The sequence below is a fragment of the Billgrantia campisalis genome, from assembly GCF_022341425.1.
Taxonomy (GTDB): Bacteria; Pseudomonadota; Gammaproteobacteria; order Pseudomonadales; family Halomonadaceae; genus Halomonas; species Halomonas campisalis.
Genome location: NZ_JABFUC010000005.1, coordinates 120,335 through 142,942, shown reverse-complemented (window position 1 = coordinate 142,942; position 22,608 = coordinate 120,335). Strand labels below are relative to the sequence as shown.

Genomic DNA, 22,608 nt, shown 5'->3' with positions numbered 1-22,608 from the left:
GTAAGTTGTTGTATGACTCAAGCCTAGTTCACTTGCATCAGGCTTCACCCGTTCGTTTGAACGGGGACAGTCATACCCCACGGTCGGAAGATAGGCCGAGTGATATTGGCTATGGTGACCGTGACCCCATCGCACCCTGAGGAGCCCACCATGCTGGAGCGCCATCGCGTCACACTCTGCGCCACTCCTGCGCCTTGGCTTGCCTTCGCGCTGTTGATGGCAGCCGCTCTACCCATCGCAGCCGACCCGCTGCCCGCCCCCGAGGAGACACCGCTGCTACGGGTCAGCGGCAACATCGCCCACCCCAACGTCGGCGAGGAAGCCCACTTCGACCGCCGCCTGCTGGAAGCCTTGCCACCACGGGAGCTGGCCACCTCCACGGTGGTGACCGATGGCGTCAACCACTTCGAGGGGGTCCTGATGCGCGACCTGCTGGAGCGGGTCGGTGCCGAGGGCGACACGGCAGTGGCAACGGCGCTCAATGACTATGTCGTCGATATCCCGCTCGAGGACTTTCACGACTTCGACGTCGTGGTCGCCACTCACATGGACGGCGAAAAGCTGACGCCACGCGACAAGGGGCCGCTGTGGATCGTCTACCCCCGCGACGACCACTCCGAACTGCAGGATATCCGCTATGACTACCGCTGGGTCTGGCAGCTGGAGCGCCTGGAGATTCAATGAGGTTCTGGCTGCGCCGCCGTCCACCCTATCTGTTGCCGATGGTCGCCGTCGTCACCTTCGCGGCCTTTCTCGGCTTTTCGCTGTTCCGGCTGTTTCAGGTGGAGCAGGACATGCGCAGCAATGTCAGCGAAAACATGCTGTGGGTCATCACCCAGGCGCAGGTCGCCAGCCACCGCCTGGACGAGGAAGTCCATCGGCGTGTGCTCGGCGATGAGCAGGCGCGTCCCGGGCTGCGCCATGATGTCCTGACCAGCCGGTTGGTACTGCTCGATGAAGGCCCTCAGCGCCGCTATCTCGCCGAGCTCGGCTTTGCCGCGGCGGTGGACGAGGCTTTCGACCGGCTGGAAGCCATCGAGCCGCTGCTTCAGGACCTCGAGCCGGGCCGCCATGAGGCCGCCGATGCCATCTACACGCTGCTCAAGCCCATGATGATGTCGCTCAATCGGCTCGCCAATGAGGTGATGATCGAGGAGTGGGAAAACACCGGCGAGCGGCTGGACGAGCATCGCAGCAATCTGCTGCAGGTGATCGCCTCGGTGGTGGGCATCCTGCTCAGTGGGCTGCTGCTTGCCATCCTGCTGATCGGGGCGTTACGGCAGCGCATGGCGGCTGAGCGGCTCGAGCGCTCGCTCACCCAGGAGCGTCAGCGCAGCGACTTCTATCGCAGCTTCGCCGCCATGGTCTCCCATCAGTTCCGCACGCCGCTGGCGGTGATCGACGCCAGCCTGCAGCGCCTGATTCGGCGCGGCGAGCGGATGTCGCCGCAGGAGCGGCAGGCGCGCTACGGCCGGGTTCGTGACGCTGTGGGGCAAATGACGCGCCTGGTGGACAGCTCGCTGACCACGGCGCGGCTGGACGGCGGCCAGGTAACCGTCACCCCGGCCAGGCATGATCTGCGCGAGATTGCCCAACAGGTCTGCCGGCTGCAGCAGGAAGCCACCGACATCCCTCGCATCAGCCTCACGGGGCCCCCACGACTCCCGGTACGCTGCGACCGTTCGCTGGCCGAGCAGATACTGGCCAACCTGATCGCCAACGCCCTGAAATACTCCTCCGAGGAGTCATCGGTGGAGGTGTATCTGGCCCGGCGCGGCGACCATGCCGAGTGTCGCATCGTGGACCACGGCATCGGCATCGCCAAGCAGGACCTGCCCCATCTGTTCGAGCGCTATTTCCGGGCCCGCAATGCCACCTCGTCGCAGGGTATCGGTCTGGGATTGCACATTGCCCGCCAACTGGCGCGGCTCCAGCACGGTGATATCACCGTGACCTCGAAGATAAACGCCGGCACGACCATGACGCTGACACTACCGCTCTCCGACCGGGAGGCCACACCATGAACGACTCGACGCAGGAAGTTGCCACGCCGCTGATCCTGCTCGCCGAAGATCACGCGGAGCTGCGCGGCGATATCCGCGACGAGCTGCATGAAGCAGGCTACGCGGTGATCGAAGCCGTCGACGGCGAGGAAGCCGTGGCCCAGATCCATGCCGTGGCGCCGGACCTGATCCTGTGCGACATCAACATGCCGGGGCGTAACGGCTATGAGGTACTGCGCGAGATTCGCGACACCCGCCCCGACCTGGCCGACATGCCCTTCGTGTTCCTGACCGCGCTCTCCGACACCCGCGACATCATCGACGGCAAGCGGCTGGGCGCCGACGACTATCTGGTCAAGCCCATCGATTTCGATCTGATGCTGGCCACCCTGGAAGCGCGCCTGCGCCAGGTACGGCGCATGCGCCACAAGGCCTCGCGAGAGATCGACGAGCTCCGCCAGGCCATGACCGACCTGCGCCAGGAAGCCAGCAGTCAGGCGTTTTCCGCCGCCACTCGCGCCCTGGACCTGGTCGCTCCCGGCATGGTGCTGCTGGGCCCGGACGGTCAGCTGCTGTACGCCAACCGTGCCGCTCGCCAGCTGGCCAGCGACACCGAGGGGCTCGAGGTAACCCATGGGCTGTCGATCGCCAGCGGCGCCGACAGCCAGGCCCTGCGCCGGACGCTACGCGCCACGCTGACGGCCAGCGCCGCCGGCCGGGAGGCCGTGAACTGCCTGCGCCTGGCGCGACCGGGAAAGCAGCGCGCCCTGCTGGTACTGGCCTGCTCGCTGGGCAATGCCGGCGGCCTTGCCCGGGAGCCGGCCGCGGTCATCCTGCTTGCCGACCCCGACAAGCGGGCTCGCGTCCCCCAGACGGTGCTCGCCAGCCTGTTCGGCCTGACCCCCACCGAGGCGCGCATCGCCCTGGCCCTGGCGGAGGGGCTGCGCAGCGACGAGATCGCCGAGCAGATGTCGGTGTCGACCACCACCATCGCCTTTCACCTGCGCAACCTCTTCCAGAAGACCGACACCCACCGCCAGGCCGAACTCATCGCCCTGGTGCTGTCGGGGTCGATGTCGGTGGCCTTGGACTGAGCCGGACTCAAAGCGCAGCTGCCACCCGGGTACCCTGCTCGATGGCACGCTTGGCGTCCAGCTCGGCAGCCTCATCGGCGCCGCCGATCAGGTGCACCGACACGCCGGCCGTGCGCAGCGGCTCGAGCAGCTCGCGCACCGGCTCCTGGCCGGCACAGACCACCACGCTGTCCACCTCCAGCAGCCTCGGCTCGCCGTCGAGGCGGATATGCAGGCCCTCGTCGTCGATGCCGACATACTCGCAGCCGGCCAGCGCCTCGACCCCACGGTGCTTGAGCGAGGCGCGGTGCACCCAGCCGGTGGTCTTGCCGAGCCCCTTGCCGGGCTTGGAGCGCTTGCGCTGCAGCAGGGTGACCTGGCGCGGCGTGGCCGGCCGCTGGGGCTCGGTGACGCCACCCCGCTCGGCGACGCTCAGATCCACGCCCCACTCGGCGCACCAGGCCTGCGGGTCCAGCGCCGGGTGCCCCACATGGGTGAGCAGCTCGGCCACGTCGAAGCCGATGCCGCCGGCGCCGATGATCGCCACGCGGCGGCCGACGCGCTCGGGATGCCGGATGGCCATCGGATAGCTCATCACCTTGGGGTGGTCGCTGCCGGGCAGCGCCAGCGGCCGGGGGCGAACCCCGCTGGCCAGCACCACCGCGTCGAAGTCCTTGAGCCGGTGGACATCGGCCTCGACGTTGAGGCGCACCGAGACACGGTGCTTGTCGAGCATCACCCGGAAGTAGCGCAGCGTCTCGTCGAACTCCTCCTTGCCGGGAATCTGGCGCGCCAGGTTGAACTGGCCGCCGAGCTCCGCGGTGCGCTCGAAGAGGGTCACCCGATGGCCGCGACGTGCCGCCGTGACCGCCGCTGCCAGACCGGCCGGCCCGCCGCCCACCACGGCCACCTCCCGGGGCGTCTCGGCCGGCTCGATGACAAGCTCGGTTTCATGGCAGGCCAGGGGGTTGACCAGGCAGGAAGTCAGCTTGCCCTGGAAGGTATGGTCCAGGCACGCCTGGTTGCAGGCGATGCAGGTGTTGATCTCCTCGTCACGCCCTTCAGCCGCCTTGCTCACCCAGGCGGGGTCGGCGAGGAAGGGGCGTGCCATGGAGACCATGTCGGCATGCCCCTCGGCCAGCACCCTTTCCGCCACCGCGGGCATGTTGATGCGGTTGGTGGTAATCAGCGGAACCGACAGCTCCGCCTTCATGCGCCGCGTTACCTCGGTGAAGGCCGCCCGCGGCACGCTGGTGACGATGGTGGGAACACGCGCCTCGTGCCAGCCGATGCCGGTGTTGATCAGGCTGGCGCCGGCGGCCTCGATGGCGCGCCCCAGGGTCACCACCTCCTCCCAGGTGCTGCCATCCTCCACCAGGTCGATCATCGAGAGACGGAAGATGATCAGGAAGTCCTCGCCCACCGCCGCGCGGATGCGCGAGACGATCTCGACGGCAAAGCGCATGCGGTTCTCGAAGGCCCCACCCCAGGCGTCTTCGCGCCGGTTGGTGCGCAGGCACAGGAACTGATTGATGAGATAGCCTTCCGAGCCCATCACCTCGACGCCGTCATAACCCGCCTCCCGGGCCAGCGTCGCGCAGCGCACATAGTCGTCGATCTGCTGCTCGACCTCCTCGGCGGTCAGCTCACGGGGGCTGAAGGGGTTGATGGGGGCCTGGATCGCCGAGGGCGCCACCAGCGCCGGCGAGTACGCGTAGCGCCCGGCATGCAGGATCTGCAGGCAGAGATGCCCGCCCTCGGCGTGTACCGCCTCGACCACCGAGCGATGGTCGGCCACCTGGTCGGGGCGCATCAGCGTCGCGGCGCCGTCGAAGACCGCGCCCTCGGGGTTGGGGGCGATGCCACCGGTGACGATCAGCCCCACCCCCTCCCGGGTCCGCTCGGCATAGAAGGCGGCGAGTCGCTTGAAACCCTCCGGGGCCTCCTCCAGATTGGTGTGCATGGAACCCATCAGCACCCGATTGGGCAGCGTCAGATGGCCTACCTCGAGCGGTTGGAACAGATGCGGGTAGCGCACGCCGGATACCTCCTCACGTCACGGTGTCGGACAGACTAAATTCAAACAACTGTATGACAGTCGGGCACGATGCGCAAAGGGAATGCACGCAGCATATCCCATAGCACCCCGCGGAAGCGCAGGCCAGGAAAAGCGCCCAGGCGAAAGCCGGGAGGAGAAAGAGCAGGAGGAGGAAGCCGCCAAGCGCTCGGCGCTGGCGCAAAATAGGAGGCGGCATACGAAAGACCCCGAGCCGTGGGCTCGGGGTCGGAATTCTTGCGATGGCGGACCGGACGGGACTCGAACCCGCGACCTCCGGCGTGACAGGCCGGCATTCTAACCAACTGAACTACCGGTCCGCGTGGTGGGTGATACCGGATTCGAACCAGTGACCCCCAGCATGTGAGGCTGGTGCTCTAACCAACTGAGCTAATCACCCACGTGAACGCAATTTTTTCGTACTGCCTTTTCGTACTGCTTACCGCATTGCCAGGCCATCGTGGCGGACCGGACGGGACTCGAACCCGCGACCTCCGGCGTGACAGGCCGGCATTCTAACCAACTGAACTACCGGTCCGCAAGATAGCTGCGGCAACGGAAACATGTGGCGGACCGGACGGGACTCGAACCCGCGACCTCCGGCGTGACAGGCCGGCATTCTAACCAACTGAACTACCGGTCCGCTGCGTGCTTCCTACATGATCGGTATCGCCTGACGGCGATGGTGGGTGGTACAGGGTTCGAACCTGTGACCCCCAGCTTGTAAGGCTGGTGCTCTCCCAGCTGAGCTAACCACCCCCGGTCACGTGGCGCTGCATTCTACAGGGCCGGCGCCGGTTGTCAACGCCTTTCGCACTCGTCCATGAATGCCGCGATCGCCGTGGCCGCCGCCTCGATATGCCCCTGCTGGGTATGACCCGACGCGCGCCGCGGCTTCCAGTCGTGATCGCCGTCCTCGAGCAGGTGCACGGCCACCGAGTCGGGCAACGCATAGCCCGCGATCTCGTCACGTGCGCCGAAGGGGTCGCGGCTGCCCTGCACCACCAGCGTCGGACAGGCGAGCAGTGGCCAGTGCGCCAGGCGCAGGGTGTCGGGTTTGCCCGGCGGGTGGAAGGGATAGCCGCACAGAATCAGGCCCGGCGCCTGGTCGCGCGCCGCCAGCAGGCTGGCGGCGCGCCCCCCATGGACTTGCCGCCCAGCCAGAGTGCGCCCAGCTCGGGGTGTGTCAGAATGTCGCACCAGGCGGCAAGTTCATCCACCAGGCGATCGATGCGCGGCGGCGGTCGACGCCGCGCCTCCCGCTGCATGCGCTGCATGTAGGCGAACTCGATGGCCAGGGTCTGGACGCCCCGCTCCGCCAGGGTATTGCGCAGCGTCTGCATGAACGCCGAGCCCTGCCCAGCGCCCGCCCCGTGGGCAATCAACAGCCTGCCAACGGTCGCCTTTCCCTGCACGTCGAGCGGCCCCATCCCCTCCACTTGCCAGCCGCCCGACTCGCCGGCACACAGCGATTCGATCACCCGTGCCGGAGCAATCGCCACCCGCTTAAGTCGTGCAAAATTCGACACCCGTCAAACTCCAGTGTGAGTTTTCACCAATGGCCATGTTTCAGTCTGTCACGCGGCTGCGCTAGAATCCGGGGTGTTTTGACCTGCATCACCTCTTCCGGGAGCGACGGCTGCGGCAACCTGCCACAGCCGGTTCTCGATACCGCGTTCGATGGGAACCTGACATGAGCACAGCATTAGAGCACCCGACCTACAATTACAAGGTAGTTCGGCAGTTTGCGATCATGACAGTGGTGTGGGGCATCGTGGGCATGCTCATCGGTGTCATCCTTGCCGCACAGCTGGTCTGGCCGCAACTCAACCTCAACCTGCCGTGGACGAGCTTCGGCCGTCTGCGACCGCTGCACACCAATGCCGTCATCTTCGCCTTCGGCGGCTCGGCACTCTTTGCCACCTCCTACTACGTCGTGCAGCGCACCTGCCAGACGCGGCTATTCTCTGACAAGCTGGCGGCCTTTACGTTCTGGGGCTGGCAGGCGGTGATCCTCTCGGCGGTCATCACGCTGCCGCTGGGCTACACCACCACCAAGGAGTACGCCGAGCTGGAGTGGCCGATCAACATCCTGATCGCCGTGGTCTGGGTGAGCTATGCGGTCGTTTTCCTGGGCACCATCAAGCTGCGCAGGACCTCGCATATCTACGTGGCCAACTGGTTCTTCGCCGCCTTCATTCTCACCGTGGCGGTCCTGCATATCGTCAACAATGCGGCGATTCCGGTCACCGCCATGTACTCCATCTCGCTCTACTCCGGCACCATCGACGCCATGGTCCAGTGGTGGTACGGCCACAACGCGGTGGGCTTCTTCCTGACCGCCGGCTTCCTGGGGATGATGTACTACTTCGTGCCCAAGCAGGCCGAGCGCCCGATCTACTCCTATCGCCTGTCGATCGTGCACTTCTGGGCGCTGATCATGATCTACATGTGGGCCGGCCCGCACCATCTGCACTACACCGCCCTGCCCGACTGGGCCCAGTCGCTGGGCATGATCATGTCGATCATCCTGCTGGCCCCCTCCTGGGGCGGCATGATCAACGGCATGATGACCCTCTCCGGCGCCTGGCATAAGCTGCGCACCGACCCGACCCTGCGCTTTCTGGTCGTCGCCCTGGCCTTCTACGGCATGTCTACCTTCGAGGGCCCGATGATGGCGGTGAAGACGGTCAACGCCCTCTCCCACTACACCGACTGGACCATCGGCCACGTTCACGCCGGCGCCCTGGGCTGGGTGGCGATGATCACCATCGGCTCCATGTATCACCTGATCCCGCGCCTGTTCGGCCGCACCGAGATGTACTCCGTGGGCATGATCGCCGCGCACTTCTGGCTGTCGACCATCGGCACCGTGCTCTACATCGCCTCCATGTGGGTCAACGGCATCCTGCAGGGCCTGATGTGGCGCGCCATCAACCCGGACGGCACCCTGATGTACACCTTCATGGAATCGGTCGAGGCCAGCGGCCCCGGCTACATCGTGCGCCTGATCGGCGGCATCTTCTGGGTCGTGGGCATGCTGATCATGGCCTACAACGTCTTCATGACCATCAAGCGCAGCGAAGCCGCGCGTCAGCCGATTCCGCAGACCGCCTGAGCAACCGGGGATACCGATACCGATGAAACACGAGATCGTCGAAAAGAACGTGGGCCTGCTCGCCGTGCTGATCCTGGTGGTGATCAGTTTCGGCGGCCTGGCCGAGGTCGTGCCGCTGTTCTTCCAGAAGCAGACCACCGAGCCGGTGGACGGCCTGCGCCCGCTCAGCGCCCTGGAGCTGGAGGGGCGTGACATCTATCGCCGCGAGGGCTGCGTCGGCTGCCACTCACAGATGATTCGTCCGTTCCGTGCCGAAACCGAGCGCTACGGCCACTACAGCGTGGCCGGCGAGTTCATCTACGAGCACAACTTCCTGTGGGGCTCCAAGCGCACCGGCCCGGACCTGGCCCGCGTCGGCGGCCGCTACAGCGACGACTGGCACCGTGCCCACATGTACAACCCGCGTGACGTGGTGCCCGGCTCGATCATGCCCGCCTACCCGTGGCTGTTCGAGCGCACCCTCGACGGCGAGGACACGCCCAAGAAGATGCGCGCACTGCGCGCACTCGGCGTGCCCTACACCGACGAGGACATCGAGAACGCCACCCGCGAGGTGCGCGGCCAGCAGGAGATCACCGCACTGGTCGCCTACCTGCAACAACTGGGCACCGTGCTCGAGGGCACGCGCTGATCATGGATACCGGCACCTTTCGAGGCATCATCACCGGGCTGTTGATCATTGCCTTCATCGGCATCACCTGGTGGGCCTACTCGAAGCGGCGCAAGCGTGACTTCGACGAGGCGGCCCACCTGATCTTCAACGAGGATGATGAGCGTCCCAACCGTGACCGGAGCGTCTCGCCGTCGAATGAATCGCGCGAGGCGGCATCCGGACAAGACGATTCCCGAACAAGCAAGGGAGACAAAAACACATGAGCAATCTTTGGGATGACTCCCTCTCCGGGTTCTGGAGCGCCTGGATCATCGTCATCACGCTGGGCTCCATCGCTTTCGCCACCTGGATCCTGTTCGCCAACCGCAAGACCGACAAGCGACCCGATGCCGAGGGCAACGTCGAGACCACCGGCCACGCCGCCGACGGGATCGAGGAGTACGACAACCCCTTGCCGCGCTGGTGGTTCCAGCTCTACGTGGGCACCGTGGTGTTCTCGCTGGGCTACCTGCTGCTCTACCCTGGTCTGGGCAACTTCGCCGGCCTGCTGGGCTGGACCCAGGAGGGCCAGTGGGAACGCGAAGTGGCTCGCGCCGAGGAGCGCTTCACCCCGATCTTCGCCCAGTACCAGGAGATTCCGATCCCGGAGCTGGCCCGGGACGGCGAAGCGATGCAGGTCGGCGAGCGCCTCTACCAGAACAACTGCGCGGTGTGCCACGGCACCAACGCCCAGGGCGGCTACGGCTTTCCCGACCTGACCAACGACGACTGGCTCTACGGCGGGGAGCCCGAGCAACTCCTCACCTCCATCGCCCAGGGACGCAGCGGCTTGATGCCTGCCTGGCAGCAGATCGGCGAAACCAACATCGAGAACGTCACCCAGTACGTGCTGGCGCTTTCGGACCTGCCCCACGAGGAGGAGCGCGCCGAGCAGGGCGCCTCGGTCTACGCCTCGGTGTGCGCCGCCTGCCACGCGCCGGACGGCACCGGCAACCAGGCCCTGGGCGCGCCTGATCTGACCAACGATATCTGGCTCTATCAGGCGCCGGGGCAGAGCGTGGCCGACTCGGTGCGCCAGACCCTGCGCAACGGCCGCAACGGTCATATGCCGGCACAGGCGGCCTATATCGGCGAGGAGCGGGTGCACCTGGTCGCCGCCTACGTCTACAGCCTGCGCTTCCGCGACTGAGGAGAACCGGGCGGCTGAGAAAGGGTGCGACCTCGGGTCGCACCCTTTCGCTTTGCGATGACCCCCCGATACAATGACCCAACTGCACTGCTCCCCTTCCGCGGGCCCTCCGCGCCCGCCACGAGATCGCCATGAGTGACAAGATACCTACCCGCGACGTGACCCCCGATCCCGTGGGCCACCACCCCTCGGGTGAGACGGTCCAGCAGGAGATGTACGCCAAGCGGCGCCATATCTATGTCCGCGAGATCAAGGGCCTCTTCCAGCGCCTGCGCCGCGGCACCAACTGGGTGCTGATGCTGGCGTTCTTCGGGCTGCCCTGGGTGCAGTGGGGCGACCGGCCGCTGATCTGGTTCGACCTGCCGGGGCGGGAGTTCCATATTTTCGCCGCCACTTTCTATCCCCAGGAGTTCATACTGCTCTCCTGGCTGTTGATCATCTGCGCCTTCGGGCTGTTCTTCATCACGGTATTCGCCGGCCGGGTGTGGTGCGGCTACACCTGCCCCCAGAGCGTCTGGACCTTCCTCTACATCTGGGTCGAGCACCGCCTGGAGGGATCCCGCAACCGGCGCATCAAGCTCGACAAGCAGCCGATGAACGCCGACAAGGCCTGGCGCAAGGGCGCCAAGCACGCTATCTGGCTGGCCATCGCCCTGGCCACCGGGGTGGCCTTCGTCGGTTACTTCACCCCGATTCGCGAGCTGGTGGTGCAGCTGCCCACCCTCCAGGCTCACGGCTGGGCCTACTTCTGGGTGGGCTTCTTCCTGGTGTTCACCTATCTCAACGCCGGCTGGCTGCGCGAGCAGGTCTGCATCTACATGTGCCCCTATGCCCGCTTCCAGGGGGTGATGTTCGACGCCGATACCCTGATCGTCTCCTACGACGCCGCCCGCGGCGAGCCCCGGGGCCCGCGCAAGCGCAGCCTCGACCACGCCCAGGCGCGTCAGGCGGGCTACGGCGACTGCATCGACTGCGACCTCTGCGTGCAGGTCTGTCCCACCGGCATCGACATCCGCGACGGCCTGCAGTACGAGTGCATCACCTGCGCGGCCTGCATCGACGCCTGCGACAGCGTGATGGACAAGATGGGCTACCCCAGGGGGCTGATCCGCTACACCACGGAGAACGCCCTGGAAGGCAAGCCGAGCCGGATCCTGCGCCCACGCCTGCTGGGCTATCTGGCCGCCCTGCTGGTGATGATCGGTCTCTTCGTCTGGGCGGTGGCCGACCGCACCCCCCTGGGGGTGGAGATCGAGCGCGAGCGCGGCCAGCTGTTCCAGATGACCCGCGAGGGGCGCATCAGCAACGTCTACACCCTGACGGTGCGCAACCTCGACCGTGAGGATCACGTCTTCCGCCTCGAGGTCAGCGGGCTGCCCGGCCTGGAGCTCGATACCGACACCCTCAGCGTGCCGGCGGGCGACTCCCGCAGCCGGGCGATCCAGATCACCGCCGACCCGGAGGTGCTCGACCGACCCAGCCACCCAATCCAGCTGCAGGTCACCTCGCAGAGCGACGCGCGCGTCGCCCTTGAGCGCGAGACCCGCTTTATCGGCGAAGTCCGGAGATAACCATGACAACCCAAGCCCCCTCCCCCTGGTACAAGCAGTTCTGGCCCTGGTTCCTGCTCGGCCTGCTGTTCACTTCAATCTTCGGCAGCTCGACCCTGGCCGTGATGGCGGTTCGTACCGCCGATGGACTGGTACAGCAGGACTATTATGAGCACGGCCGCGCCATCAACATGGTGCTGGCCAAGCAGCAGCGCGCCGAGGAGCTCGGCCTGGCCGCCAACCTGCGCATCGATCCGCTGACCAGCGACGTCATCGTCCAGCTCGACGGCGACGAGCGGCCCGAGCGGCTCTATGTGGAGCTGATCTTTCCCACCCTCGGCGGCCGTGACCAGTCCCTCACCCTGGAGCACGTGGGCAACGGGCGCTACCTGGGCCAGGCACCGGACAACCTGCGCTACCGCTGGTACCTGCAGCTTCATCCCAGTGCCGAGCAGCCCGAATGGCGCCTGGTCGGTGAAGGTAGCTTCCCCAGCGAGGAGGCGTTTGCGCTGACCCCGGGATTGCCGACACGTGGCTGATTGCCGCCGCGCCAGCCCATAGGATGCCATGACCGACACCGCCATCAGCGCCAGTCCCGACAGCGCTCCCGACTGCTACCACTGCGGCAGCCGGGTGCCCGAGGGCGCCCCCTGGTCGATCACCCTCGACGCGACCCGTCATCCGCTGTGCTGTCCCGGCTGCGAGGCGGTGGCCCACGCCATCGTCGACGGCGGCCTGTCGAGTTACTACCGTTTTCGCACCGAGCTGCCCGAGCGCCCCGACGATCGTGAGGCGGCCCGCGCCGAGACCTGGGCGGTGTTCGACGACCCGGGCCTACAGCGCCAGTTCGTCCACCCCGAGGGCGACGACAGCGGCCGCGTGCATGCCACCCTGGCGGTGGACGGCATCACCTGCGCGGCCTGCGCCTGGCTGATCGAGCATCGCCTCAACGCCATCGAGGGCGTCGACTCCAGCGCGGTCAACCTCAGCCACCACCGGGTGCGGGTGAGCTGGGACCCCAGCCGGCTTCTGCTATCGCAGATCCTCGCCGAGATGGCCGCCATCGGCTACCAGGCCCAGCCCTATGAGCCCGACGAGGCCCAGGCGCGCCTGCAGCGCGAGGAGCGCATGAACGTGCGCCGCCTGATCGTCGCCGCGGTGTGCATGGCCCAGGTGATGATGTTCTCCATCCCCATCTATGTGGCCGGCCCCGAGGGCATCGGCGAGGACTTCTACGCGCTCTTCCACTGGCTCTCCTTCGCCCTGGCCACCCCGGTGGTGTTCTTCTCGGCGATGCCCTTCTTTCGCAACGCGGTGCGCGACCTGCGCACCCGGGTGCTGGGCATGGACGTGCCGGTGTCGCTGGCCATCGGCTTCGCCTACGCCGCCAGCGGCTATGCGGTGATCACCGGCAAGGGTGAGGTCTACTTCGATTCGGCGGCCATGTTCACCTTCTTCCTGCTGTTCGGCCGCTACGTGGAGGCCCGCGCCCGGCGGCGCAGCGGCCACAGCGGCAACGCCATGGCCGGCGCCCTGCCGCTCTCGGCGATCCGCCTGACCGAGGCGGGCGAGGAGCGCATTCTGCCGGCCAGCGAACTCACCGCCGGCGACCGGGTGCTGATCAAGCCTGGCCACGGCGTGCCGGCCGACGGGGTGATCGAGGACGGCGAGTCGAGCCTCGACGAATCGATGCTCACCGGCGAGTACCTGCCGGTGACCCGGCGCCTCGGCGACACCGTCACCGGCGGCAGCCAGAACATCGAGAGCCCGCTGGTGGTGCGGGTGACCCATGCCGGGCGCGACGCCCGGGTCGCCGGCATCGTCGACCTCACCGACCGCGCCTTCGCCAGCCGCCCGCGCCTGGCCCAGCTGGCCGCACGCATGGCCCACCTCTTCGTGCTGCGTCTGCTGCTGGTCACCGCCCTGGTCACCATCACCTGGTGGTTCATCGATCCGGCGCGGATGCCCTGGATCATGCTCTCGGTGCTGGTGGTGACCTGCCCCTGCGCCCTGGCGCTGGCCACGCCCACCGCGCTCACCGCCGGCCACGGCCAGCTGCGCCGCCGCGGTGTGCTGGTGACCCGCGCCGACGCCATCGAGTCGCTCTCTCAGGTGGACCGGGTGATCTTCGACAAGACCGGCACCCTGACCCACGGCGAGATGGCGCTGGTGGAGACCCGCCCGCTGGGCGGGCTCGATGACGAACGCGCCCGCACCCTGGCCGCCGCCCTGGAGGCGCGCTCCGAACACCCCATCGCACGGGCCTTCCACCCTTTCCGCCTGGCCACGGTGCGCGCCTCCGAGGTAACCAGCCACACCGGCCAGGGGCTGGAGGGCACCCTGGACGGCCGTCGCTGGCGGCTCGGCAAGCCCGCCTTCGCCGCCCCCGAGGCCAGCCTCGAGGCGCCCGGCGGAGGCCAGTGGCTGCTGCTCGCCGAGGAGGGCGAGCCACGGGCCTGGTTCGCCCTGCAGGACGGAGTGCGCGAGGACGCCGCCGACACCTTGGCGGCGCTGAAAGCGCTGGGCCTGAAGGTAGAACTGCTCTCCGGCGACACCCCGGAGGCCGCCGGGGGACTGGCCGGGCGCCTGGGCATCACCGACTGGCGCGGCGGCGCCACCCCCGAGGACAAGCTCGCGCGGATCCGCGAGTGTCAGGCGGCCGGCGAGACGGTGGCCATGGTCGGCGACGGCATCAACGACGTGCCGGTGCTGGCCGGGGCCGACGTGGCCATCGCCATGAACGGCGCCACCGATCTGGCCCGCACCAGCGCCGACGCCATCCTGCTCAGCCCGCGCCTGACGCGCATCGTCGAGGCCATCGAGATCAGCCGCGCCACCCGGCGGGTGATGCGTCAGAACATGATCTGGTCGGTGTGCTACAACTTCACCGCCATGCCCATCGCCGCCATGGGCTTCGTACCGCCCTGGCTGGCCGCCATGGGCATGGCGGGCAGCTCCCTGGTGGTGGTGGGCAACGCCCTGCGCCTCAACCGCTTCCGCAGCCGCGTCATGGGGGCGACACCCCCCCAGCCCACGCCCTCCCCTGAACCGAAACGGGTGAACGCATGAGCATCCTCTATCTGCTGATTCCGCTGTCGCTGGTCCTGCTCGGCCTCGCCGTCTGGGCCTTCTTCTGGGCGGTCAAGCACGACCAGTTCGAGGACCTCGAGGGGCCGGCCCACCGCATCCTCTTCGACGAGGATGAAAACGACCTCACCGCCGATGAGCGCCGGCGGCGCCGCGAGGCGACCTCGGACGCCACCGAGCGTCCCGACGAGGCGGCGCGCCGCAACGACGACGCGGAGCGCTGATGGACCCCACCGGGCTCGATCTGCCGCCGTTTCTGGCGGCCTTCGTCTTCGGACTGCTGGGCGGCGCCCACTGCATCGGCATGTGCGGCGGCATCATGAGCGCCCTGACCTTTGCCGTGCCGCCCAGCATGCGCTCGCCCACCCGCCTCACCGGCCTGCTGCTCGGCTATAACCTGGGACGCATCGCCAGCTACATGGTCGCCGGCGCCCTGGTGGCGGGCCTCGGCACCCTGCTGACCCTGACCCCGGCCACGCGGGTGGCGCTGCAGCTGTTCGCCGCGGTGATGCTGATCCTGATGGCGCTCTATATCGCCGACTGGTGGAAGGGGCTGCTTCGGGTCGAGGCTTTGGGCAAGCGACTGTGGCGCCACCTGGAACCGCTGGGGCGGCGCCTGATGCCGGTGGTCAAGGTGCCCCAGGCGGTGGGGCTCGGCGCCGTCTGGGGCTGGCTGCCCTGCGGACTGGTCTACTCCATGCTGGCCTGGAGCCTGGCCATGGCCGACCCGCTGCGTGGCGCGGCGCTGATGGCCGCCTTCGGACTCGGCACCCTGCCGGCGCTGCTGGCCACCGGGCTGGCGGCCCGCCAGCTCGCCGGGCTGATCCGCCACCCGGCTACCCGCACAGTGGCCGCCCTCTCGATCATCGGCTTCGCCCTGTGGCAGCTCGGCTCACTGCTGCCGATTCACGCCACCCATTGATCGATCGCGCCCGCCATCGACACTTCGCTTGACGCAGCTCAATCCACTGTGCCCCCCGGCCCGCTAGCATGAAGGCAACTATAGAGCCGCCGGAGTGCCTTCATGTCCGTCCCCGCGATGTCCGTGCATCGAGCGATGGCCGACCCCTTCGCCTGGGACGAGTCGCTGCTGCGCCGCTACGCCACCCGTGGATCGCGCTACACCTCGTACCCCACGACTCTCGCTTTCCGGGAAGACTTCGGCGAAGTGGACTACCAGGCCGCGCTGGCACGCAGCAACGCCAGCGGCCGACCGCTGTCGGTCTATGTGCATATCCCGTTCTGCCGCAACATCTGTTTTTACTGCGCCTCCAACAAGGTCCCCGCCCGGGCCACCCGGCTCGCCGAACCCTACCTGTCGCGGCTCGACCGGGAAATGGTGCTGATCCGCCAGCGCCTGGACACCTCGCGGGAGGTCCAGCAGTTGCACTGGGGCGGCGGCACGCCGACCTTCTTGAGCCTCGACCAGATGAGCGACCTGATCGACCGGCTGGACGCCCGCTTCGGCCTCTCCGACTCCCGCGATCGCGACTATGCCATCGAGATCGATCCTCGCGAGGCCGATGTCCTTACCCTGCGCCATCTCCAGGCACTGGGCTTCAACCGCCTGAGCCTCGGCGTTCAGGAGCTCGATCATCGGGTATTGAAGGCCGTCAACCGCGTCCAGCCTCGGGCGCTTACCGAAGCGCTGATCGATGAAGCCGACCGTCTGGGCTTTCGCTCGCTGAACCTCGACCTGATCGTCGGCCTGCCCCTTCAGACCCGCGACAGCTTCGCGGCGACCCTGGAGCAGGTCATCGCCATGGCACCGGCCAGGCTCTCGGTCTACCACTACGCCCACCTGCCCAAGCGGTTCGCCCCCCAGCGGCGCATCCGCCGCGAGGAGCTGCCCAGCCCGGAAGAGAAGCTGGCGATCCTGCGCACCGCAGTGACCATGCTGACCGAGGCCGGCTACGTGCATATCGGCATGGACCAGTTCGCCCGGCCCGATGACAGCCTGGCGGTGGCCCAGCGCCAGGGCAGTCTGCAGCGCAATTTCCAGGGCTACACCAGCCACGCCGACAGCGATCTGGTGGGGCTCGGGGTTTCGGCCCTCTCGCGGGTCGACGATGTCTACACCCAGAACCATACCCGCCTGGCGGCCTACGAGACGGCACTGGATGCCAGCTGCCTGCCCGTCTCGGCCGGGCTGCGCCTCACCTTCGACGATCATGTCCGCCGCCATGCCATCGAGCGGCTGCTGTGCGACATGGCGCTGGACCTGGACGCCCTGGGCGAGCGCTTCGGTATCGATGCGCCTCGCTACCTGGCCGACGCCCTGTCCCGGCTGGAAGTGCTGGAGCAGGACGGCCTGGTTGGCTGGCGCGGCAACCGCCTGGAGGCGACGCCCATGGGCCGCCTGCTCATCGGCCACCTGGCCATGGCCTTCGATGCATACCGGCCTTCCGAGCCGGATCCAACCGACACGAATCCTCTCTAAGTTCGGCACTTACGACATTGGGCCCAGGGGCTTCGCGGGTTGGCCAATACCGCTCGATCCGCTTGCCTTGCGTCCAATCGTCGCAACCGGCATTTTCCCGCCCGGAATAATGCTACATAATGATGCCATGATCACGACGAGGAGGTGGCCATGGCTGTCAATGCGGCCAGTGCGGTCAACAAGCGGCGTTCGCTGCTGCACGAAACCCGCTGTCAGAACTGCAGCTTGAGTTCGCTGTGCCTGCCGTTGGCGCTCGAGCTCGAGGACATGGAGCAGTTCGACGCCATCATCCGGCGACGCGCGCCCCTGAAAAAGGGCGAGTCCCTGTTCCGCCAGGGTAGCGACTTCAACAGCGTGTTCGCGGTTCGCTCCGGCAGCCTCAAGCAGGTGACGACCGAGGGCTCCGGCGAGGACCAGGTCACCAATTTCTACCTGCCCAGCGAGCTGGTGGGGCTGGACGGCATCGACGAGGAGGCCTACCCCGGCAGCGTGATCGCCCTGGAAACCACCACGGTGTGCGAGATTCCCTTCGACCGGCTCGACTCGCTCTCCGAACAGCTTCCCGAGCTGCGCGGCCAGCTCTACCGCAGCATGAGCAAGGAGCTGCGCGACGACCGCCGGATGATGCGGCTGCTGTCACGCAAGACCGCCGACCAGCGCCTGGCCAGCTTCTTCGCCAGCCTCTCGGACCGCTTCCGGCGCCGCGGCTACTCCCCCTACAGCTTCCGGCTCTCCATGTCGCGGGCCGACATCGGCAACTACCTGGGACTGGCGGTGGAAACCGTCAGCCGCATCCTGGGCCGCTTCCAGCATCAGGGTCTGGTTGAAGTCTCGGGGCGCGAGGTCAATATCCTCAACCTGGAGGCCCTGCTCGAGCAGGCTCAGGAAGAGAGCTGAGCCACCGCTGAATGCGGGCTCAACCGCGCCCGGCCTGGGCCCCAGCAAAAACCCCGGTGAGCATGCTCACCGGGGTTTTTGCTGGCAGCTGCCGAGCGACATCTCAGCCGCCTTTGACCTCCAGGGCATCGATGCGCCGCGCCTGGCGCCGGGCCTGCTCCGCCTCCAGCCCGGCGAAGTCGAACAGCTTCCGGTCGGCCAGCTGGGAGGGCGCCACATTGGTCACCGCCTTGAACATCGTCTCCAGCCGCCCCGGATGCTTGGCCTCCCACTCGGCGAGCATCTCCTTGACCACCTGGCGCTGCAGGTTGGGCTGGGAGCCGCACAGGTTGCAAGGAATGATCGGGAAATCCATCAGCCGGGCGAACTCGGCGATGTCCGCCTCGCGGCAGTAGGCCAGCGGGCGGATCAGGATATTCTTGCCGTCATCGGAGAGCAGCTTGGGGGGCATGGCCTTGAGGCTGCCGCCGAAGAACAGATTGAGAAACAGCGTCTCGAGGATATCCTCACGGTGATGGCCCAAGGCCACCTTGGTGGCACCGATCTCCTCGGCGAAGCCGTAGAGGGAGCCGCGCCTCAGCCGCGAGCAGAGCGCACAGGTGGTCTTGCCCTCCGGGGTCTTCTCCTTGACCACCGAATAGGTGTCGCGCTCGAGGATATGGTAGTCGACGCCGATCGACTCGAGATACTCGGGCAGCACCTGCTCGGGAAACCCGGGCTGTTTCTGGTCGAGGTTGACCGCCACCAGCGAGAAGTTCACCGGGGCATTGCGCTGCAGGTTACGCAGGATCTCCAGCAGCGTATAGCTGTCCTTGCCCCCCGACAGGCAGACCATGACCCGGTCACCCTCATGGATCATGCCGTAGTCGATGATGGCGTTGCCCACCTGACGGCGCAGGCGCTTCTGCAGCTTGTTGAACTCCCGCCGGCCCTTGGCGTCCAGGGCGTCCAGTGGGGACGGCGAACGCTCGAAGGGCGCCTCGGAGGACGCATCGCGGGGGGAGGCGGAAGCGAGCGGGTCGAAGGTCACGGCGTCTTGCATGGTCGGGGCGCTGCCAGGGCGGGTGGTGGATAACGGCCGCCATCCTACCATCGCCGCCGCTGCCTGGCGACGGCATACCCCTACCGCGTCTCGTCTCAGGCCTCGCGACGCGTCGGCAGGGTGCCGCGCTCCAGGCGCAGGTACATCAGCGCCGTGGTCACGGCGTCCCCTAGGGCGGTATTGCGCCCCATCACCGGCACGCCGAGCGCCTTGGCGGCGGCTTCGAAGCGCGGCGCCGAAGCCGCCTCCAGGTGGCTGCGACGCAGCTGGCGATGGTAGAGCTGGGCCACGTCGATGCCGCTGTTGGGCAGATCGAAGCCGAAGCGCGGGCGTAGCTGGCGGTTGATGATCGCCAGGTCGAAATCCAGCCGCCAGCCGAGCAGCGGGCGATTGCCGATGAAATCGAGCAGCCGGGCGAGCGCCTGGTCGAGACACTCGCCGTCGTCCAGGTCGATGCCGCGCAGCCCGTGGATGCGGATCGACTCGCCGGACAGCGTCGAGGGGCGCTGCAGCCGCAGGTCCAGCGACTCGCTGGTCAGCACCCGCTCGCCGCGCACCTTCACCGCGGCGATGGAGACCGGCTCGGCGGAGCGCGGGTCGACCCCGGTGGTCTCGCAGTCGATGGCCACCAGCTCATCGCCGGTGTAGGGATTGAACAGCCAGCCGTACTCGCCTTCGGCATGACGGCGCCGGTCACTGGCTCGTCGCAGTGCGCGCAGCATGCAACACCTCCTTGATTGTTGTTGTGGATCGAAAACCGTTGTTGAGCGACACCCCTCGCCTCCGCGGGCCTGAATGCCCCGGCTCAGCTGTATTCCAGGTGGTAGCGCTGGGAAAGGTGCTGCTTGAAGTCCTTGACGATATGCAGGGCTTCTCGCAGCAGGTCGCGCTCCAGCGACGACAGCTGCTGCACCACTACGCGGTCGGGACTGGTGCCGTCATCGTCCCGATCGAGCCGTTCGAGCTGCTGCTTGAGGCGCAGCTCGGTGAACAGCGACAGCGCCTCTCCCAGGTTCTCGGCGGTACGCTCATCCAGGCGCCCGTCCTCGGCCAGGGCCTCCAGTCGCTCTAGCGTCGAGGTGGGCTTGATACGGCGCTCCAGGGCCATGGTCCGCACGCCGTGGACGATGGGGAAAATGCCCCCCTTCTTGATGTCGATGCCGTGCTGGGGCTTCTTCAGCGAACCAAACAGGGTTAGCGGCGTAGAGAAGCGCAGGGCGGCCCGAGCGAAATAGGAGAGCAGGAGCTCGTCGCGGGAACACTGCTCGAAGAGTCCCTCACGCAGCCGGTCCAGCAGCGCCGGGTTCCCCGCCACCGCGTGGGAGTCGAGCATGATGGCGAGCTTCATCAGGCTGTCGCCGTCGCGCGCCTGCACCCAGCGGGCGATACGCTCCCGCCACTGGGATTCGGTGCCTACCCACTCCGGGTTGGACACCATGATATTGCCGGGACAGGGCGGATAGCCCAGATCGATGAGGGTGCGGGTCAGCGCCTGCATGCGCTCATCGAGATCGGGCCACTCCAGATCGTCGGTCAGGATCAGGCCGTTGTCCTGGTCGGTCTTGAGGATCTGCTCCCCACGCCCCTCGCTACCCATCACCATCAGGCAGGCGTCCCGGTGATAGCGTTCATCGATCAGAAAGCCCCAGGCCTTGGCCATGATCCGACCGTTGAGCGCGGCCAGCAGTCCCATGGCGAAGCGCAGCTTGACGCCCTGGGCCATCAGCGCCTTGACCAGTTCGGGAGTCCGATGGCTGGCGCGCATCAGCGCCTCCAGGGTGTCGGCCTGCTCCACCTGGAGGCTGACCACATAGCTGCGGCTGGAGAAGAAGCTGAGCACATCGGTCAGCTCCACCACCCCGCTCGGTTTGTCCCCCTCCATGACCACCACCCGCTCGACCTTGAAGCGGGTCATGACCACCAGCGCCTCGAACAGGTACTGATCGGCACCCACCGTGATCAGCTCGAAGTGGGCGATGTCGACCACCGGGCTGTGCTTGTCGCGCTCCTCGAGGACCAGGGCATTGAGCAGGTCGGTCTTGGTGATCATGCCAACCCCCTGCTCGCCGTCCACCAGCAGGCTGTCGGCATGCCCCTCGTTGAGGGTATTCACCGCCTCGGCGATGGTGGCGTCGGGCGCCACGCACAGCGGCTTACGCATGCACTCGCTGACCTTGGCCAGCATGAAACCGGCCATGGTCACCCCCCCTTCGGCACGCTGCTCGGTCAGCAGGCGCGCCTTGTGAGAGAGGGTCTGACGGAAGAACTCGGCGAACGCCGGGTAGTCGTCGCACAGCTGCAGAAACAGGGCCTTGGGCAGCAGATAGCAGAGACTCTCCTGCTCGGCGCGGAAACGGTAGCGGCTCTTGCCATTGAGGATGCTGATCGCCCCGAACAGATCCCCCTGGGTATAGTGCCCGATGCGCTCGCGCGCCCCGGGCAAGGTGGTATCCAGCTCGGCGACTTCCCCCTTGTGGATGATGAACACGAACTCGCCGGGCTGGCCCATCTCGAGAATGATCTCGTCGCGGTCGAAGTATGCCAGGTCCACTCCGCTGCGAATGCGCTCACGCCCTTCATCGTCCAGGAAGGTAAAGGGGGGCTGTGAGAGATCGACCTCGACCATGGTGCTGTCCTCGTGTTGCGGCTACCCCTCTTTAGGCGTCTTTGCCGTCGAGGGTGGTCAGCCCGGTAGCAGAGCCTATCCGTGGGATGCCACTTCGTCCCTGATGAGATCCATGAACCACCATGAAGATGACATTCAAGCCAGAATAGCAACATCCACTTTTATGACGATACATAGACAATCGTTCAAGGCCAAAAAACCTAGACCAACGTCCAATAAGCACGCCCCATAGACCAAGGTACAAGAGCGCCCGACAAGGTCATCTCCACCCCCTGTCTCCCAGGCTATACCATCGTCCTATACGCTCCCGCATGGCGCCGAGAACCACTCCGATAACAATGGGTAAATTATTGAAATAAAAGCATTTATCCAGGAAGCGTTCAATCACAGTTAACTCATGATACCAAAGTCTGGGATTTAATTTCCGCCTTCATTGCCCACTATCCATTCGTGCGTCATGCAGGGTAATCGTACGTCGATAACCGCCTACGGCAGCATGCACTCATGGGTAGCCTCTGCTGCCTTTTCCAGCACCACTGCCGATCGTGTCATGCGGGGATTAAGGTTGTAGACGCTCGATTGCCCTGATGAGTCAGCCCAACTCTTCAGAGCAATTTCCAAACCTTTAACAACAAGTGGAGAGCAACACTATGGCAGATGAAAAATCCAATGCTGCTGCTTACTGGAAGGCGAACGTCCGCCTGATATTCGGTTGCCTGGCGGTCTGGGCGCTGGTCTCCTACGGCTTCGCCATCCTGCTGCGCCCCCTGCTGGCGGGCATTCCCATCGGCGGGACCGACCTGGGCTTCTGGTTCGCCCAGCAGGGCTCCATCCTGACGTTCATCGGCATCATCTTCTTCTACGCCTGGAAGATGAACAAGCTCGATGAAAAATTCGGTCTCGGGGAGTAAGCC

Annotated in this window: 19 protein-coding genes, 5 tRNA genes and 1 pseudogene; 15 read left to right on the top strand and 10 right to left on the bottom strand. The window is 66.5% G+C overall.

Translation table 11 applies throughout. From position 1 onward, the window contains the following. Positions 1–150: 150 nt before the first annotated feature. From HOP52_RS07820 to HOP52_RS07810, 3 genes are read left to right on the top strand one after another with little or no spacing between them, the layout of a single operon-like run. Positions 151–684: a putative pterin-binding protein gene (locus HOP52_RS07820; protein WP_238976820.1), complete on the top strand. Its 534-nt coding sequence runs from the start codon at positions 151–153 to the stop codon at positions 682–684. Beyond that, positions 681–2,024, top strand: coding sequence for a sensor histidine kinase (locus HOP52_RS07815; RefSeq protein ID WP_238976819.1), 1,344 nt, complete (start codon positions 681–683; stop codon positions 2,022–2,024). Before HOP52_RS07820 ends, HOP52_RS07815 begins: the two co-directional genes overlap by 4 nt. Beyond that, a complete protein-coding gene (locus HOP52_RS07810) occupies positions 2,021–3,097 on the top strand; it encodes a response regulator (RefSeq protein ID WP_238976818.1) in 1,077 nt (358 codons plus the stop codon). Before HOP52_RS07815 ends, HOP52_RS07810 begins: the two co-directional genes overlap by 4 nt. Positions 3,098–3,104: 7 nt before the next feature. Here the strand turns inward: HOP52_RS07810 and HOP52_RS07805 are convergent, their stop codons facing one another. From HOP52_RS07805 to HOP52_RS07775, 7 genes and pseudogenes are all read right to left on the bottom strand, one after another. Further along, positions 3,105–5,048, bottom strand: a complete 1,944-nt coding sequence (locus HOP52_RS07805) for an FAD-dependent oxidoreductase (RefSeq protein ID WP_459076823.1) — start codon at positions 5,046–5,048, stop codon at positions 3,105–3,107. 327 nt (positions 5,049–5,375) lie between these two features. Then, positions 5,376–5,452, bottom strand: a tRNA-Asp gene (locus HOP52_RS07800). Between the two features lie 3 nt (positions 5,453–5,455). Continuing rightward, a tRNA-Val gene (locus HOP52_RS07795) sits at positions 5,456–5,532 on the bottom strand. Positions 5,533–5,593: 61 nt separating this feature from the next. Then, positions 5,594–5,670, bottom strand: a tRNA-Asp gene (locus tag HOP52_RS07790). 28 nt (positions 5,671–5,698) lie between these two features. After that, positions 5,699–5,775: transfer RNA gene (locus HOP52_RS07785), tRNA-Asp, on the bottom strand. 40 nt (positions 5,776–5,815) lie between these two features. Then, a tRNA-Val gene (locus HOP52_RS07780) sits at positions 5,816–5,891 on the bottom strand. Between the two features lie 42 nt (positions 5,892–5,933). Further along, positions 5,934–6,475 (bottom strand): annotated as a pseudogene (locus HOP52_RS07775) (alpha/beta family hydrolase). Between the two features lie 350 nt (positions 6,476–6,825). Between HOP52_RS07775 and ccoN the strand changes: the two are divergent. From ccoN to fnr, 11 genes are all read left to right on the top strand, one after another. Continuing rightward, positions 6,826–8,250 carry a cytochrome-c oxidase, cbb3-type subunit I gene (ccoN, locus tag HOP52_RS07770; protein WP_238976816.1) on the top strand — a complete coding sequence of 475 codons (1,425 nt, stop codon included), beginning with the start codon at positions 6,826–6,828 and terminating at the stop codon, positions 8,248–8,250. Positions 8,251–8,272: 22 nt separating this feature from the next. Further along, positions 8,273–8,881 (top strand): cytochrome-c oxidase, cbb3-type subunit II, encoded by a 609-nt coding sequence (gene ccoO, locus HOP52_RS07765; RefSeq protein WP_238976815.1) that lies wholly within the window; start codon positions 8,273–8,275, stop codon positions 8,879–8,881. Between the two features lie 2 nt (positions 8,882–8,883). Next, entirely contained in the window at positions 8,884–9,126 is a 243-nt protein-coding gene (locus HOP52_RS07760) for a cbb3-type cytochrome oxidase subunit 3 (protein ID WP_238976814.1), read from the top strand. Continuing rightward, entirely contained in the window at positions 9,123–10,052 is a 930-nt protein-coding gene (ccoP, locus tag HOP52_RS07755; RefSeq protein ID WP_238976813.1) for a cytochrome-c oxidase, cbb3-type subunit III, read from the top strand. Before HOP52_RS07760 ends, ccoP begins: the two co-directional genes overlap by 4 nt. Positions 10,053–10,183: 131 nt before the next feature. After that, positions 10,184–11,623: a cytochrome c oxidase accessory protein CcoG gene (gene ccoG / locus HOP52_RS07750; protein ID WP_238976812.1), complete on the top strand. Its 1,440-nt coding sequence runs from the start codon at positions 10,184–10,186 to the stop codon at positions 11,621–11,623. A 2-nt stretch (positions 11,624–11,625) separates the two neighbouring features. Further along, complete coding sequence (locus HOP52_RS07745) at positions 11,626–12,141, top strand: FixH family protein (RefSeq protein ID WP_238976811.1); 516 nt, start codon at positions 11,626–11,628, stop codon at positions 12,139–12,141. A gap of 28 nt (positions 12,142–12,169) precedes the next feature. After that, positions 12,170–14,671: a heavy metal translocating P-type ATPase gene (locus tag HOP52_RS07740; protein ID WP_238976810.1), complete on the top strand. Its 2,502-nt coding sequence runs from the start codon at positions 12,170–12,172 to the stop codon at positions 14,669–14,671. Beyond that, positions 14,668–14,913 carry a cbb3-type cytochrome oxidase assembly protein CcoS gene (gene ccoS, locus HOP52_RS07735; RefSeq protein WP_238976809.1) on the top strand — a complete coding sequence of 82 codons (246 nt, stop codon included), beginning with the start codon at positions 14,668–14,670 and terminating at the stop codon, positions 14,911–14,913. Before HOP52_RS07740 ends, ccoS begins: the two co-directional genes overlap by 4 nt. Continuing rightward, positions 14,913–15,611, top strand: a complete 699-nt coding sequence (locus HOP52_RS07730) for a sulfite exporter TauE/SafE family protein (RefSeq protein ID WP_238976808.1) — start codon at positions 14,913–14,915, stop codon at positions 15,609–15,611. Before ccoS ends, HOP52_RS07730 begins: the two co-directional genes overlap by 1 nt. Before the next feature lie 102 nt (positions 15,612–15,713). Beyond that, the gene (gene hemN, locus HOP52_RS07725) at positions 15,714–17,129 is read left to right on the top strand and encodes an oxygen-independent coproporphyrinogen III oxidase (RefSeq protein WP_238976807.1); all 1,416 of its coding nucleotides are present in this window, start codon (positions 15,714–15,716) and stop codon (positions 17,127–17,129) included. A 150-nt stretch (positions 17,130–17,279) separates the two neighbouring features. After that, positions 17,280–18,026 (top strand): fumarate/nitrate reduction transcriptional regulator Fnr, encoded by a 747-nt coding sequence (fnr, locus tag HOP52_RS07720; protein ID WP_238976806.1) that lies wholly within the window; start codon positions 17,280–17,282, stop codon positions 18,024–18,026. 103 nt (positions 18,027–18,129) lie between these two features. Here fnr and ttcA read toward each other — a convergent pair whose 3' ends face one another. The 3 genes from ttcA to HOP52_RS07705 all read right to left on the bottom strand — a co-directional run bounded on the left by ttcA (position 18,130) and on the right by HOP52_RS07705 (position 21,694). Beyond that, a complete protein-coding gene (ttcA, locus tag HOP52_RS07715) occupies positions 18,130–19,068 on the bottom strand; it encodes a tRNA 2-thiocytidine(32) synthetase TtcA (RefSeq protein WP_238976805.1) in 939 nt (312 codons plus the stop codon). A 95-nt stretch (positions 19,069–19,163) separates the two neighbouring features. Then, positions 19,164–19,790: a 3'-5' exonuclease gene (locus tag HOP52_RS07710; protein ID WP_238976804.1), complete on the bottom strand. Its 627-nt coding sequence runs from the start codon at positions 19,788–19,790 to the stop codon at positions 19,164–19,166. Positions 19,791–19,873: 83 nt separating this feature from the next. Next, positions 19,874–21,694 carry a putative nucleotidyltransferase substrate binding domain-containing protein gene (locus HOP52_RS07705; RefSeq protein ID WP_238976803.1) on the bottom strand — a complete coding sequence of 607 codons (1,821 nt, stop codon included), beginning with the start codon at positions 21,692–21,694 and terminating at the stop codon, positions 19,874–19,876. Positions 21,695–22,344: 650 nt separating this feature from the next. On the opposite strand from HOP52_RS07705, the gene HOP52_RS07700 reads away from it, so the two are divergent. Continuing rightward, positions 22,345–22,605, top strand: coding sequence for a DUF4212 domain-containing protein (locus HOP52_RS07700; protein ID WP_238976802.1), 261 nt, complete (start codon positions 22,345–22,347; stop codon positions 22,603–22,605). The last annotated feature ends 3 nt before the right edge of the window (positions 22,606–22,608 follow it).